Origin of the sequence: Vibrio sp. Y29_XK_CS5, assembly GCF_024181835.1 — a bacterium.
GTDB classification, from domain to species: domain Bacteria; phylum Pseudomonadota; class Gammaproteobacteria; order Enterobacterales; family Vibrionaceae; genus Vibrio; species Vibrio harveyi.
The window spans coordinates 1-14,941 of sequence record NZ_JAMZAM010000002.1 but is presented as its reverse complement, the minus strand read 5'-3'; the positions used below and the strand labels follow the sequence as shown (position 1 = coordinate 14,941).

The window sequence follows — 14,941 nt, the reverse complement described above, 5'->3', positions numbered from 1 at the left end:
TCGCTTGAATTTCCCAAATATCAACTCCATATCTACAATCAACGACAAGAAACAAAAAGCAAGGACACTCTGATGCAATCCCCATTTATCGTTGAGTTAACAGAACAAAATTTCCGCGAGACTCTTGAAGGGTCAATGAACACGCCAGTGTTGATCCACTTCTGGGCGAGTGCTCAACCAGAAAGTGCGCAAGTGATCCCTGAGCTACAAATGCTAACTCAACAATACAACGGTGCATTCACCCTTGCTCTATTGAACTGTGAGCAGCAACCAGCTTTAGCATCACAGTTTGGCGTACAAGTCTTACCAACTATCGCGTTGTTTATGAACGGTCAAGCGGTAGATGGTATGGGTGGTCCTCAGCCGATTGATGCCATTTCAGCCATGCTGCAAAAACACCTCCCAAGCCAAGACGAAATGCAGTTAAAGCAAGCAAGCGAGTTGCTACAACAAGGCGAACATGCTCAAGCTCTAGCTATTTTGCAAACCCTTTCAGAAGATCTGCAAAACCGCGGTGATGTAAAACTAGCGATGGCAGATTGTTTGCTAGAAACCAAACAATTTGAATTGGCACAAACGCTATTGAGTGCAATCCCACTGGAATATCAAGATAACTACTATAAGGGATTGATTGCCAAGTTAGATCTGCACCTCCAAGCAGCAGATAGCCCAGAGCTTCAACGCCTTGAACAAGAGCTAGCCGCAAACCCAGATAACTTCGAATTGGCATGTGAGCTTGCAGTTCAATACAACCAAGTTGGTCGCGATGAAGAAGCGTTGGAGCTACTTTGGAATATTTTAAAAACCAACCTCGGCGCACAAGACGGTGAAGTGAAGAAAACTTTTATGGATATCTTAAGTGCATTGGGTCAAGGCAATGCATTAGCAAGTAAATTCCGTCGTCAGTTGTACTCTATTCTCTACTAATTAAAGTACTAACCTGCTGAATTAAAAATATAAAAAGGTCGGATTAATCCGGCCTTTATTCTGTCTATAATTTATCGAGGCTCTCATTTCTACGATTGTGTCATAAGCCTAAATGAGTAAAAATGAAACAAACATTATGCACTTAAGGGAATAGAACATGCCAATCGACTCATTGATCACCATCGGGATCTTAGTTGTACTAGCCATTATTGTCCTCGCTTCTGGGATCAAAACCGTACCACAAGGGAACAACTGGACCGTCGAACGCTTCGGACGTTATACCCACACCTTAAAGCCAGGTCTAAACCTAATCATTCCTTTCGTTGATCGCGTAGGTCAAAAAGTCAACATGATGGAACGTGTACTGGACATCCCGGCACAAGAAGTCATCTCAAAAGACAACGCGAATGTTGTTATCGATGCAGTCGGCTTTGTCCAAGTCATCGACGCAGCCAAAGCGGCGTATGAAGTCAACGATCTAGAACACGCTATCCGTAACCTAACACTAACGAACATTCGTACCGTGCTCGGCTCAATGGAATTGGATGAGATGCTTAGCCAGCGTGACATGATCAACACCAAATTGCTCTCTATCGTTGACCAAGCAACCAACCCTTGGGGCGTAAAAGTAACTCGTATCGAGATCAAAGACGTTCAACCACCAGCAGATCTAACAGCAGCAATGAACGCTCAGATGAAAGCAGAACGTAATAAGCGTGCTGAAATCCTAGAAGCTGAAGGGATACGTCAAGCAGAAATCTTACGAGCAGAAGGTCAAAAACAATCGGAAATTCTGAAAGCGGAAGGTGAAAAGCAATCGGCGATCTTACATGCGGAAGCGCGTGAGCGTGCAGCTCAAGCAGAAGCAAAAGCGACTTACATGGTATCTGAAGCAATCGCTAAAGGTGATGTTCAGGCGGTTAACTACTTTATTGCCCAAGGTTATACCGATGCACTGAAGAGTATCGGTCAAGCGGAAAATGGTAAGATCATCATGATGCCGATCGAAGCGACAGGTCTAATGGGCTCAGTCGCGGGTATTGCTGAAATGTTCAAACAAAGTAAGGACTAAGGATTGCCTATGGATTTATTTAGCCTATTAGAAAGCGTGTCATTCTGGCATTGGATTGCGCTTGGTTTAGCCTTGCTCGCTGTAGAGCTATTGGGCACAGCAGGCTATTTTCTTTGGCTAGGCATTTCCGCCCTGATCGTTGGCGCTATCCTATCTTTCTTACCAATGAGTTGGCAGATGCAGTGGCTTGCCTTTGTGGCTTTCAGTTTGGTTACCACTTGGCTATGGTGGAGAAAGCAATGGTCCAAGGATCGCAAAAGTGATCAAGCCAGAGATCTCAATCAAAAACACAAACAGCTGATAGGTAATATTGTCACGCTCGAAGAAGATTTTCACATTGGAATAAATCGTCTTAGAGTGGCAGATACAACGTGGTCAGCTGAATGCGAACACGAATTGCCGACGGGAACTCGGGTCGAAATTATCGCCGTAGACGGCATAATTTTGAAGATTAAACCGGTTTCTCGCTGATTTGTGTCAAAATAAAAGGGTGCTCAGCATCCTTTTATTTCCTTTCCGTGACTAATGCTTTTATTTCATCTACTTATTTAAATTAACCACAAAAATTAAGTAATAGAAATATTATTAATATTCTCTCCTTTGTCAAAACAGATCCTCCTACTAAATTAAAATTTCAAGCACATAGATAAATATATCCCAAAATTTAAAATCTAAATTCATTTTAAAAAATAAAACACTGTTGAATTAATTTTTGATCTTTCTAGGTCTCTATACATACTTAACGCATAAGCATGGCAATTAAATGCTTATATTTTTTTAAGGTAAGTAAGAGGATGTACTATGAAGAAGTGTTTTTTGTTTTTAGCGTGCAGCGCGTTTGCGTTTTCTTCATTCGCCTATAACAACGGGAATGGAGGCACCACCAATCTAGGACCTATCGTTGAATGTGTTTTACCAAGTGGCGATGTTGCCCATCTACCTAGTGAGATGTGCCGCTTTCAAGGTGGTTCATGGGACAACTAAATCGTAGGTTAGATTAAGGAGCAGAACGCTACGCTTTAATATTTCCCACCTAAACAACGAACTCAAGTAATTAAGTGAAATTAAAAAGAAAATACATTCTAGATTACAAGGTAAATAATATGAAACTGGTAACTGGATTATTAGTCGCTATCGCTGCATTAATGCCATTGACTTCGCTAGCAAATGGCGCTTCTGGTGGTAGAACATTAGCACCGGAAATAAAGTGTGAATTGCCCAACGGCAACGTACACATGCTTCCTCCCCTATATTGCAAAATGTATGACGGAAAAGAAGTAAAATAAAAAAGGAGCCGATTGGCTCCTTTTCTTAACTTCTAAATATTAGTGGAAGCTGTATGGGATAAGAACTTGTAGACGTAGGTCTGTCTCATCCGCGTCTGCTGCACCAGCAAACTCGTCACGCTCTAGGATAGTACCGTGTAGACGCACGGTTGTACCTTTAAGAGAACCGCTTTGTAGAGAGTAAGAAACTGTTGCGTTAACTGCGTACTCGCTCTCGTAATCCCAGTCACCAGATGCGCCGCTTGCTGCAGAGTCTGCACCAGAACCGTAGCCGAAGCCTAGGTAGTAGTTCCAGCCGTTACCTTGGTTGTAAGATAGACGGTTGTACCAAGCTAGCTCGCCAGCTTTGTTCCAGTCAGATAGAGCATCCCACCATTGTGACCAAGTACCGTTATTCATACCGTAAGTATGGATTGTACGAGGAACGAAATCTGAACGGTTGTCTGTGTCTGTGTAACGTAGTTCAGACATCCAAGACAGTTTACCGAACGATTGGTTTAGAGATAGACCAGTGTGGAAACCTAGACCATCGTATTTCACATCGTCATCAACACCGTAGAAGTCAAATGCAAGAGTAGTACGGTCACTTACTGTGTACTTCAAGTAAGCTTTGTATGACGTGTTATCAGTTTCGTCATGGTAGCTAGTTACTTGACCTGCACCCCAGTCGATACCGTTAGCATATTTAACGCCTGTCGCTTGACCAAGACCAACTTGGAAGAATAGAGCGTCAGTAATGTTACCGTTCAAACCTAGAGAGTGTAGGTAGCTCCAAGAAGTGTCTGACCATAGTGCTGGCGCGTAGTCATCTTCGTGTAGCAACCATGGTGCTGTAAATTGGTCTGCACCAAAGTAGCTTAGGTTGAAATCACCCAGCTTCGCGTTTAGTTCGAAACCACGGTAAGTACCTGGTACGAAGCTCCAAACGTTACCGATTGTGCCATTACCACCAGCTTGCAACATACCGAAGCGAGCGTTAAAGTTTTCGCCAGTCTTAAACTTCAGAGCAGCTTTGTAAACTTTAAGTTGATCACCGTCACCTGCACCCCAGTCTAGGTTAGTACAAGTAGAGATCTCGTTACATAGGTAACCGTCTGCGCCTTTCAAGCTATCGTTGTATAGGTCGCCAGAGTAGTAAGCTGCTACGTCTGCACCTAACCAACCATCATGGTAGCCAGAAGTGAAGTCAATGATCGCGTTGTAAGATGAGTAGTTTAGACGGCTCCAGCGGTCGCCATTCTCACCACCAGGTTTACCTGTTGTACGAGTACGAGAACGAGTATCAACAACGAACATTGCATTAAGACTTGAGTCTTGCATAAATTCGTTAACTTTTTCTACATACTCACCACCAGCTGCACTTTCAGTAGATGCTGTAGCCGGAGCTACTGCAACCGCACCAAACATCGCAGCTGTTAACGCTGAAACCTTGAAAAATTTGTCCATGGAAAAAACTCCTAAAAATGGATATAGCTGTATTTTTCTATCTCGCCTTAAGTTGGCCGCCGAAGGAGAGAAGTAAATTCCTGAGTGAACCTCAATATTTCTAAATTGGTTCTTTTTAGTTCCTGCATACACACCGTGTATCCACGCTTCTAAGACTAACTTCGCATCTAAAAACATCCAAATGGAACTTATTTTTTTTCTAAAAAAATATGACCAACGCCAAAGTTCCATATAAGTTGTTGATCCAGATCTTATTTTTAACACCAAAGACACAAACCAAAGAAAAGGCTTTAAATATCAAACACATAATGAAAACCCATCCATTCTATTTTGAAGTCGATCGCAGAGTTTTAGTTATAAAAGAAGAATAACGTAAGGAGAGATCCCGATCACTGAAATCAGGAAAAGTGGTATTTGAACGGTTATTGAATGACTTTTTAATCGCCAAGAAAAAGCCCCAAGCAACTGACACTTGGGGCTTTTAGGTATTTTTTATCTTTTTTGAGGAGAGTTATTTCATCAAATTGAGTAAGTCTTGCTCAGTTTGAATCTCAATTCCAAGTTCTTGAGCTTTAGCTAGCTTAGAACCGGCATTTTCTCCAGCAAACAAAATATCTGTTTTCTTCGAAACACTACCAGTTACTTTTGCGCCTAAATTCTGTAGTGCTTCTTTCGCCTCTGAACGGCCTAACTGAGAAAGCGTACCGGTTAACACCACGGTTTTACCTTCCAAAGGTAATTCGACCCCTTCCTGTGGTGTGGCGATTTCTGGCCAGTGAATGCCCTGCGCCAGTAGGTCTTGTACAACCGCTTGGTTTTTCTCTTCGCTGAAGAAAGTGGTAATGTGTTTTGCTACGACCACACCAATATCTTGAACCTCAACCAACTGCTCTTCTGTTGCTTGCTCAATGGTTTCAAGGTTCTTGAAATGTTGTGCAAGGTTTGCAGCTGTAGCTTCACCGACTTCTCGGATACCAAGTGAGTACAAGAAACGTGGCAATGTTGTTAGTTTTGATTTCTCAAGAGCATTCACAACGTTGGTTGCCGATTTCGGTCCCATTCGTTCCAAGACCGTCAGTACGCCTGCAGAAAGCTTGAACAGGTCAGCTGGCGTTTCGACCATCTCACGATCAACCAATTGTTCAATGACCTTCTCGCCCAATCCGTCTACATCTAGCGCCTTACGAGACACAAAGTGTTTTAACGCTTCTTTACGTTGAGCCTGACATACTAAACCACCAGTACAACGTGTAACGGCTTCACCTTCGATACGTTCAACATGAGAGCCACATACCGGACAAGCATTGGGGAATAGGATCTCGCGCGCCGTTTCTGGGCGACGTTCTTTGATAACAGAGACAACTTGCGGAATCACATCACCAGCACGACGAATCACTACTTGATCACCTACCATCACTTGTAAACGTTCAATCTCGTCTGCGTTGTGAAGAGTTGCATTACTTACCGTGACACCACCAACAAATACTGGCTCAAGCTTAGCTACTGGCGTAATGGCACCTGTACGACCAACTTGGAACTCCACATCATTTAGCGTGGTAATTTCTTCTTGCGCAGGGAATTTATACGCGATTGCCCAACGAGGAGCACGAGCAACAAAACCCAAACGCTCTTGAATTGCAATATCATCAACTTTAATGACGACGCCATCAATTTCATACGCCAAAGCTTCACGACGGTTAAGAATGTCTTGGTAGTAGGCTTTTACCTCTTCCAAGTTATCGACTCGCTTGGTTTCAGGGCACATTGGTAAGCCCCAAGATTTGATTTGTAAGAATCGCTCGTAGTGGCTGTTTGCTAACGTAGCACCTTCAACAACGCCAACACTGTAAGCATAAAAGCTCAATGGACGCGAAGCGGTAATACGTGAATCTAGTTGACGCAGACTGCCCGCCGCCGCGTTACGTGGGTTAACAAAAACTTTCTCGCCTTTTTGACGAGCGATCTCGTTAAGTTTGTCAAAACCCGCTTTTGGCATAAAGACTTCACCACGAACTTCTAGACGTGTCGGCCAGTCTTTACCCTGCAGCTTTAATGGAATTGCGCTGATGGTACGCACATTTTCCGTGATGTTTTCACCAGTAGTACCATCACCACGTGTCGCAGCCTGGACCAAGACACCATCTTCGTACAATAGACTTACAGCCAAACCGTCAAGCTTAGGCTCACAGCAGTACTGTTTGATGGTATGACCGACAACGCGATCTTGAGCGCGTTTATGAAAACCATCCAGTTCCGCATCATCAAAAGCGTTATCCAACGATAGCATCGGCACTTCATGAGTAACTTGGCTGAACTCAGACAGTGGCTGACCTCCTACGCGTTGACTTGGAGAGTCGACGGTAACCAGTTCTGGGTGTTCGGCTTCAATATCCAATAATTCACGCATCATACGATCGTATTCTGCATCTGGAATCTCTGGGTTATCTTCCACGTAGTAACGAACCGCGTGGTAATGCAACGACTCTTTTAGCTCTTCTAGTCGCTGATGTACTGATTCAGACATATTAAAGCCCCGTGTATATTCATTAATGAGGTTGGGAATCTAAGAAAAAGGGCTCCTAACGGAGCCCTATCATTATTTGGTGTTAAGGTTATGCGTTAGCAGCATTAAACTCAACTATTTGACGTCGATATGATGCTAATCGATCAGGTGTCATCAGGTTACGTTGATCATCCAGTACGTTCCCCCCCATATCGTCCGCGACTTGCTGTGCAATACGCAGCATAAGGTTGAAGTTTTGGTCTGCTTCACCATAGCAAGGGAGAGTCATAAAGAAGGAAATACCTTTCGTTGAAAACTCTGCTGGGTCACCGTGCTCTAACGTACCCGGCTGCATCATGTTTGCAACACTGAATAACACTTTACCATTGCCAGACAAGTCCACATGACGATGGAAGATATTCATTTCACCGTAAATCAAACCGTTTTGCTGAAGGCTATCGAATAGCTTAGTACCAATAAATGGCTCTTCGCCTGCACAGTGCACATTTAACACAATCACTTGCATTTCTGGCTCTGGCTTCGGCTCTTCAACCGCTACCTCTGTCATTACAGGCGCAATCTCTACTTCTGCCGATTCTGGTACAACCGTTGCTTCAAATACCGGTTCGATAATTTCTTCTTTTTCCGCGATAGTTTCGTTTTCAGCAAAAGTGTCTACTGACTCTTGTAAAACTGGCTCTACCACGTCTTCTTCTGTTTTTGTCGCAACAAAAGCTGGGATTTCTTGCTCTTCTTTATGCTCTTTCTCTTCTTTTACATCAAGAACATCATCGATCAGAGGATCAGAAGCGAATTTATTATCAAATGAATTCTCCATCCCAAAGTCTGGCTCTTTGCGATCTTTACGGATGATTTCGAAGTCGTCTTCTGGAGCAGGAGCAAAATCACGCTCTTGTTCTGGAGACTCTTTATCCTCTTGGTCAACATCCAACTTACCAAGCGGCTTGTTACCAAATTTTGCTTTGCCTTCTTTTTTGCTTGTCCACAGACCATGAAATAGCAATGCGGCGATGGCTAATGCGCCAACAACAATGAGTACGAATCGCAATTCCTGCATTATTTACTCTCAATCTACTTGTTCTACTACTCGCACATCCTTGAGCAGTAACCCAAGTGCAATAAATCCGAATGATGCTTTTACTTTACCAAAACTATATGTAGGTTTAGAACAACTTAATGCAAGAAGTTCGGTTTTTTGTTGTGATTCTTGCCACGATTCCACTTTACAAGACCCAAAATGTTAGGGCATTGAAAGAAAACCATCCACAGGTACAATGAGTTTTCACTTACACGAAACAAAATAGATATGAAGTTGAATAATCAGCCTAGAACCGGATTCGGTTACTTCCTATATGGGATTCAAATAGCACTCTCTCCGGAGATCCGTCGCTTTGTGGTTTTGCCATTACTTGCCAACGTATTACTCGTGGGTGGCGCGATTTTCTATCTATTCTCCCATCTCGATGTTTGGATCCAGAACTGGATTGGTCAGTTACCAGATTTTCTCTCTTGGCTTACCTACATATTATGGCCAATATTGGTGTTAACTATTCTCGCCACATTCTCTTATTTCTTTAGTACATTAGCTAACTTCATCGCCGCACCATTCAATGGTTTACTCGCTGAAAAAGTCGAAGAGTCCTTAACGGGTCAAAAAGTGAATGATGATGGCATGGCTGCGGTGATAAAAGATGTCCCTCGCGTGCTAGCACGAGAATGGCGAAAATTGCTTTATGTCCTACCAAAAGCGATTGGCTTGTTTCTTCTTCTGTTGATCCCTGCACTCGGGCAAACGGTTGGACCTTTCTTGTGGTTCATCTTCACCGCTTGGATGCTTGCTATCCAGTACTGTGACTATCCGTTTGATAACCATAAAGTGTCTTTCAACGAGATGCGTTACAAATTGAAACAAAAGCAAGGGAAAGCCTATGGCTTTGGAGTGTTGGTTTCGGTGTTTACCACGATTCCAATTCTTAACCTAATTGTTATGCCTGTTGCTGTCTGCGGTGCAACTGCAATGTGGGTGAACGAATTTAAGCATCAACAATAACTCACACTTTCATTCGATACGGGGAGGTTTTAGATGCCTCCCCTTTCATTTTGCTCAATTCTCGACCAACCTCATAAGATATAACTTTTTAATCCTTTTCCCTTTTTTTGAGACCGCATATTCTTCTACTCATATTCACAATATCGTGTAATGAAGGAACATCACTATGAGCAAGATCTACGAAGACAACTCTCTTACTATCGGTAACACACCTCTTGTTCGCTTGAATAAAGTGAGCAAAGGTAAAGTTTTGGCGAAAATCGAAGCGCGTAACCCAAGCTTCAGTGTTAAGTGCCGTATTGGTGCGAACATGATTTGGGAAGCAGAAAAGGCAGGTACTCTTAAGCCGGGCGTTGAGCTAGTTGAGCCAACCAGTGGTAACACAGGTGTTGCACTTGCATTCGTAGCAGCCGCTCGCGGTTACAAGCTCACTCTGACAATGCCAGAATCAATGAGCCTTGAGCGTCGTAAGCTTCTTAAAGCGCTAGGTGCAAATCTAGAACTAACAGAAGCAGCAAAAGGTATGAAAGGCGCGATCGCTAAAGCGGAAGAAATCGTTGCAAGCAATCCAGACAAATACCTTCTTCTACAGCAGTTCAACAACCCTGCCAACCCAGAGATTCATGAGAAGACAACTGGTCCAGAAATCTGGGAAGCAACAGACGGTGAAATCGATGTATTCGTAGCAGGTGTAGGTACAGGCGGTACCATCACAGGCACAAGCCGCTACATCAAAGGTGAGAAAGGCAAAGCCATCACATCTGTTGCAGTAGAGCCAGCAGAATCACCAGTAATTGCGCAAGCGCTAGCAGGTGAAGAAATCCAACCAGCGCCTCACAAAATCCAAGGTATTGGTGCAGGTTTCATCCCTGGTAACTTAGATTTAGAACTTCTAGACCGTGTTGAGCAAGTGACTTCTGAAGAAGCGATCGAGATGGCTCGTCGCCTAATGGAAGAAGAAGGCATCCTAGCTGGCATCTCATCAGGTGCAGCAGTCGTTGCAGCAAACCGACTCGCAGAACTTCCTGAATTTGAAGGAAAAACAATCGTAACAGTTCTACCAAGCTCTGGTGAACGTTACCTAAGTACAGCACTATTTGCTGGTATCTTTACCGAGAAAGAGAACCAACAGTAATATGTGGTCAAATCAATTTTTCGTTTAAAAAAGCCCCGTTCAGGGGCTTTTTTGTTGATCCCTGCCCCACCTTTGGTAATATCAGGGTGTTTTATTTTTAGGTTCAAAATAAAGAATCTAAACCAAAAAGGTTTCAGTGTAATTACGCACGCAAACAGTTGCGTAATTACCAAACTTTTGACTAGTATCAGTTCTGACACGCTTTGAACTCTCCCGTGCTAGCGCACAAGGTGTAAAGCAGTTAAGCTAAAACTTAGTCACAAACTAACAAAAAAATACATTTATTGGGGTATATCACATGTACGAGAAGCAAGTAGAAATCACAGCAGAAAACGGTCTTCACACTCGTCCAGCTGCACAGTTCGTTAAAGAAGCTAAAGCATTCGACGCGGACATCACTGTGACTTCTAACGGTAAAAGCGCTAGCGCTAAGAGCCTATTCAAGCTACAAACACTAGGCCTAGTAAAAGGTACTCTAGTAACTATCTCAGCTGAAGGCCCACAAGCTCAGCAAGCAGTTGACCACCTAGTTGCTCTAATGGACCAACTACACTAATTCGGTCTCCTATTTCAGAAGCCATTTTGTGAAAGCAAAATGGCTTCGTTGGAAATAGACTCAAAACTAAGCTAAAACTATTCGTTAGCGCACCCATTATTCTCCCGTTTTATAAAGTTGACCAACTTAAGGTAAGGCTATGATTTCAGGCATCCTAGCATCTCCTGGTATTGCAATCGGTAAAGCACTACTACTTCAAGAAGATGAAATTGTCCTAAACACAAACACTATTTCTGATGATCAAGTAGAAGCAGAAGTTGCACGTTTCTTTGACGCTCGTAACAAATCTTCTGCTCAACTAGAAACTATCAAGCAAAAAGCGCTTGAAACGTTTGGCGAAGAAAAAGAAGCGATCTTTGAAGGTCACATCATGCTTCTTGAAGACGAAGAGCTAGAAGAGGAAATCCTAGCACTTATCAAAAACGACAAAATGTCTGCTGACCACGCGATCCACTCTGTGATCGAAGAGCAAGCAACGGCTCTTGAGTCTCTAGACGACGAATACCTGAAAGAACGTGCAACTGACATCCGTGATATCGGTTCTCGTTTCGTTAAGAACGCTCTAGGTATCAACATCGTCTCTCTAAGCGATATTGATCAAGAAGTTATCCTAGTAGCTTACGACCTAACGCCATCTGAAACTGCACAGATCAACCTAGACTACGTTCTTGGTTTTGCTTGTGACATCGGCGGTCGCACTTCTCACACTTCAATCATGGCTCGCTCTCTTGAGCTTCCAGCTATCGTTGGTACTAACGACATCACTAAGCAAGTTAAGAACGGCGACATGCTGATTCTTGATGCGATGAACAACAAGCTCGTTATCAACCCATCTGACGCTGAGCTAGAAGAAGCAAAAGCAGTTAAAGCTGCATTCCTTGCTGAAAAAGAAGAGCTAGCTAAGCTAAAAGACCTACACGCAGAAACAACTGACGGTCACCGCGTAGAAGTTTGCGGTAACATCGGTACTGTTAAAGACTGTGACGGTATCATCCGTAACGGTGGTGAAGGTGTTGGTCTGTACCGTACTGAATTCCTATTCATGGACCGTGACGCACTTCCAACTGAAGAAGAGCAATACCAAGCTTACAAAGAAGTTGCTGAAGCAATGAACGGTCACGCTGTGATCATCCGTACTATGGATATCGGCGGCGACAAAGATCTTCCATACATGGATCTTCCAAAAGAGATGAACCCGTTCCTAGGCTGGCGTGCAGTACGTATCAGCTTGGATCGTCGTGAAATCCTACGTGACCAGCTACGTGGTATCCTACGTGCATCTGCACACGGTAAACTGCGTATCATGTTCCCAATGATCATCTCTGTTGAAGAAATCCGTGAGCTTAAGAAAGCGATCGAAGAGTACAAAGCAGAACTACGCGCTGAAGGTCATGCATTCGACGAAAACATCGAAATCGGTGTAATGGTTGAGACTCCAGCTGCAGCAGCTATCGCGCACCACCTAGCGAAGGAAGTATCTTTCTTCTCTATCGGTACAAACGACCTAACTCAGTACACACTAGCGGTTGACCGTGGTAACGAGATGATTTCTCACCTATACAACCCACTATCACCAGCTGTACTTACTGTGATTAAGCAAGTTATCGACGCTTCTCACGCTGAAGGTAAGTGGACTGGTATGTGTGGTGAGCTAGCAGGTGATGAGCGTGCAACACTTCTACTTCTAGGTATGGGTCTAGACGAGTTCTCAATGAGCGGCATCTCTATCCCTAAAGTGAAGAAAGTTATCCGTAACTCTAACTTCGCAGAAGTGAAAGCAATGGCTGAAGAAGCACTTTCTCTACCAACAGCAGCAGAAATTGAAGCAGTTGTAGAAAAGTTCATTGCAGAGAAAACTCAATAATCAACTAATTCCAATGAGATAGGCGGTTAAAAAAAGTCGTCTATCTCGAAAGATTGGTATACTATAATTCGACAGAATTAAATAAAACGTTAGGAGCATGACACAATGGGTCTGTTTGACAAACTTAAGAAGCTAGTATCTGACGACAGCGCTGACGCAGGTGCAATCGAAATCATCGCACCACTTTCTGGTGAGATCGTGAACATTGAAGATGTGCCAGATGTTGTTTTCGCTGAGAAAATCGTTGGTGATGGTATTGCTATCAAACCTGCTGGTAACAAAATGGTAGCTCCTGTAAACGGTACTATCGGTAAGATCTTCGAAACGAACCACGCGTTCTCTATCGAGTCTGACGACGGTGTTGAGCTTTTCGTTCACTTCGGTATCGATACTGTTGAACTTAAAGGCGAAGGCTTCAAGCGTATCGCTGAAGAAGGTCAAACTGTTAAAGCTGGCGACACTGTAATTGAATTCGACCTAGCTCTTCTAGAAGAGAAAGCGAAATCAACGCTAACTCCAGTTGTTATCTCTAACATGGACGAAATCAAAGAGCTAAACAAGCTTTCTGGTTCTGTTACTGTTGGTGAAACTCCAGTTCTACGTGTAACTAAGTAATTTTTACTTAGCTGAACACGAAAAAAACGCTGCCATTGGCAGCGTTTTTTATTACCTGAAACTTTTGTTCCTGAGCGATGTTCATCGCTGCAACCCGCTCAACCCGCTCAACTGAGCAAGCCAAGTGCCGAGCTCGGTCTCTGCTTCGCTTGGGCTAATAATGCGGTCGTCGCATCTTGCAGCACTTGTGACCGTACCATCTCCGTCGACTCACGAGCAAAATCAGTATCGCGTATCCGCCCTTTTGATTCGGTCACACTCCGGTTCACCGTGTTAAGGTTATCCATCGTGCCGCTAACCCGGTTTTGGAAGCCACCTATTTCACTTCGATGCGAATCAACATACTTAATTGCTGCATCAATTACCCCAACTGAAAGCTGCGCCCCGCCAACAGTCGACATATCGATGTCGTCCATTGTGACTAAACCACCAGCACTAACATCAAGCTCATCCGTTAAACTGCCCTCTAACGTTACACCTTCAGGTGCATTCAGCGTCGAGGCAAAGAATTGCAGTTCATTGTTTTCAGTCACTGAGGCACTCACTATCGATTGCTGCGCATTGATATAAGTAGCAACCTGTTCAATGCGATCTCCTAGTTTGAGCCCAATAGATTCTGTTTGGGTTTGCCCTTTACTGTCTTGGTATTCAAATTTAAGGGTTTGATTATCTTTAGTGACTCGCCAATCTTTATCGACCGCATCACCAACATAATGCTGCCCTCCCATCTCCGGGATGTGACTGCGCATATTCCGCAGTGTCAGAGAGATAGAGTTGGCATTCGCTCCAATATGGAAGCTTTGCGAGCCGTAAGAACCATCAAACAGGTTTTTATCTGCAAATGTTGTCGTGATCGCGACACGATCAAGCTCATCTTGCAGCGCTACGACCTCGTATTGAATACTTTGCCGATCACTTGAGTCATTACTGCCGTTTGCCGCTTGAAGCCCCAGAGAGCGCAAGCGTTGCAATATATCACTGCTCTCATGCAAAGCGCCTTCTGCGGTTTGTGCCACCGAATACGCATCGTGCGCATTTCTCAAGGCGACATCAAGCCCTCTCGTTTGGACATTAAGAGTATTGGAGATTTGCAGACCTGCAGCATCATCACTGGCGGAATTAATCCGATAACCCGAGGTGAGGTTTCGCTGAGACTCTATGTTTTGCTCAGCCGCATGACTGAGATGTCGCTGCGTCATCATCGCAGTGACATTGGTATTTAAAGAGACCATCTAATCGATACAAACTCCTTGTCACCTATCCTATTCGGTGTCCCTAATGCGTGATTCGAATATGCAAAAAGCCAGGGATGAACCTGGCTTTTGTATCGCGTCGTATTAGGTTGATTAACCTAGTAGGCTTAGCGCTGAGTTAGGCGCTTGTTTCGCTTGCGCAAGGATTGAGCTTGACGCTTGCGATAGAATTTGTGACTTAGTCATTTGAGTCGTTTCTTTCGCGAAGTCGGT

General features: G+C 43.8%; 15 protein-coding genes. 10 read left to right on the top strand and 5 right to left on the bottom strand.

The window, feature by feature from the left end; all coding sequences use genetic code 11:
- Nucleotides 1–72 precede the first annotated feature (72 nt).
- The 5 genes from NL647_RS10320 to NL647_RS10300 all read left to right on the top strand — a co-directional run bounded on the left by NL647_RS10320 (nucleotide 73) and on the right by NL647_RS10300 (nucleotide 3,285).
- Complete coding sequence (locus NL647_RS10320) at nucleotides 73–927, top strand: co-chaperone YbbN (protein ID WP_017818943.1); 855 nt, start codon at nucleotides 73–75, stop codon at nucleotides 925–927.
- Between the two features lie 157 nt (nucleotides 928–1,084).
- Complete coding sequence (locus tag NL647_RS10315; RefSeq protein ID WP_005451550.1) at nucleotides 1,085–1,999, top strand: SPFH domain-containing protein; 915 nt, start codon at nucleotides 1,085–1,087, stop codon at nucleotides 1,997–1,999.
- Nucleotides 2,000–2,008: 9 nt separating this feature from the next.
- A complete protein-coding gene (locus tag NL647_RS10310) occupies nucleotides 2,009–2,470 on the top strand; it encodes an NfeD family protein (RefSeq protein WP_047513000.1) in 462 nt (153 codons plus the stop codon).
- Nucleotides 2,471–2,800: 330 nt separating this feature from the next.
- Nucleotides 2,801–2,983, top strand: a complete 183-nt coding sequence (locus NL647_RS10305; protein ID WP_100216240.1) for a hypothetical protein — start codon at nucleotides 2,801–2,803, stop codon at nucleotides 2,981–2,983.
- Between the two features lie 119 nt (nucleotides 2,984–3,102).
- The gene (locus tag NL647_RS10300) at nucleotides 3,103–3,285 is read left to right on the top strand and encodes a hypothetical protein (RefSeq protein WP_009698603.1); all 183 of its coding nucleotides are present in this window, start codon (nucleotides 3,103–3,105) and stop codon (nucleotides 3,283–3,285) included.
- A gap of 39 nt (nucleotides 3,286–3,324) precedes the next feature.
- On the opposite strand, the gene NL647_RS10295 is transcribed toward NL647_RS10300, so the two are convergent.
- The 3 genes from NL647_RS10295 to zipA form a co-directional block, all read right to left on the bottom strand.
- Nucleotides 3,325–4,731, bottom strand: coding sequence for a hypothetical protein (locus tag NL647_RS10295; protein WP_005451547.1), 1,407 nt, complete (start codon nucleotides 4,729–4,731; stop codon nucleotides 3,325–3,327).
- Between the two features lie 511 nt (nucleotides 4,732–5,242).
- Nucleotides 5,243–7,255, bottom strand: coding sequence for an NAD-dependent DNA ligase LigA (ligA, locus tag NL647_RS10290; protein WP_005451546.1), 2,013 nt, complete (start codon nucleotides 7,253–7,255; stop codon nucleotides 5,243–5,245).
- Nucleotides 7,256–7,343: 88 nt separating this feature from the next.
- Complete coding sequence (gene zipA, locus NL647_RS10285; RefSeq protein WP_029788503.1) at nucleotides 7,344–8,312, bottom strand: cell division protein ZipA; 969 nt, start codon at nucleotides 8,310–8,312, stop codon at nucleotides 7,344–7,346.
- Nucleotides 8,313–8,561: 249 nt separating this feature from the next.
- Here zipA and cysZ point away from each other — a divergent pair, with 249 nt between their 5' ends.
- The 5 genes from cysZ (at nucleotide 8,562) to crr (ending at nucleotide 13,475) form a co-directional block, all read left to right on the top strand.
- Nucleotides 8,562–9,305, top strand: a complete 744-nt coding sequence (gene cysZ / locus NL647_RS10280; RefSeq protein WP_005451544.1) for a sulfate transporter CysZ — start codon at nucleotides 8,562–8,564, stop codon at nucleotides 9,303–9,305.
- A gap of 166 nt (nucleotides 9,306–9,471) precedes the next feature.
- Nucleotides 9,472–10,440: a cysteine synthase A gene (gene cysK, locus NL647_RS10275; protein WP_005436896.1), complete on the top strand. Its 969-nt coding sequence runs from the start codon at nucleotides 9,472–9,474 to the stop codon at nucleotides 10,438–10,440.
- 298 nt (nucleotides 10,441–10,738) lie between these two features.
- On the top strand, nucleotides 10,739–10,996 hold the full coding sequence (locus tag NL647_RS10270) for an HPr family phosphocarrier protein (RefSeq protein WP_005436894.1): 258 nt from the start codon (nucleotides 10,739–10,741) through the stop codon (nucleotides 10,994–10,996).
- Nucleotides 10,997–11,135: 139 nt separating this feature from the next.
- A complete protein-coding gene (gene ptsI / locus NL647_RS10265; RefSeq protein ID WP_005451541.1) occupies nucleotides 11,136–12,860 on the top strand; it encodes a phosphoenolpyruvate-protein phosphotransferase PtsI in 1,725 nt (574 codons plus the stop codon).
- A 105-nt stretch (nucleotides 12,861–12,965) separates the two neighbouring features.
- Nucleotides 12,966–13,475, top strand: coding sequence for a PTS glucose transporter subunit IIA (crr, locus tag NL647_RS10260; RefSeq protein WP_005425608.1), 510 nt, complete (start codon nucleotides 12,966–12,968; stop codon nucleotides 13,473–13,475).
- 107 nt (nucleotides 13,476–13,582) lie between these two features.
- Here the strand turns inward: crr and NL647_RS10255 are convergent, their stop codons facing one another.
- Together NL647_RS10255 and NL647_RS10250 are read right to left on the bottom strand one after the other, a co-directional pair.
- Nucleotides 13,583–14,707 carry a flagellin gene (locus NL647_RS10255; protein WP_005451540.1) on the bottom strand — a complete coding sequence of 375 codons (1,125 nt, stop codon included), beginning with the start codon at nucleotides 14,705–14,707 and terminating at the stop codon, nucleotides 13,583–13,585.
- Nucleotides 14,708–14,821: 114 nt separating this feature from the next.
- Nucleotides 14,822–14,941, bottom strand: a 120-nt coding sequence (locus tag NL647_RS10250) for a flagellin (RefSeq protein ID WP_253650299.1), incomplete at its 5' end; no start/stop codon positions are given.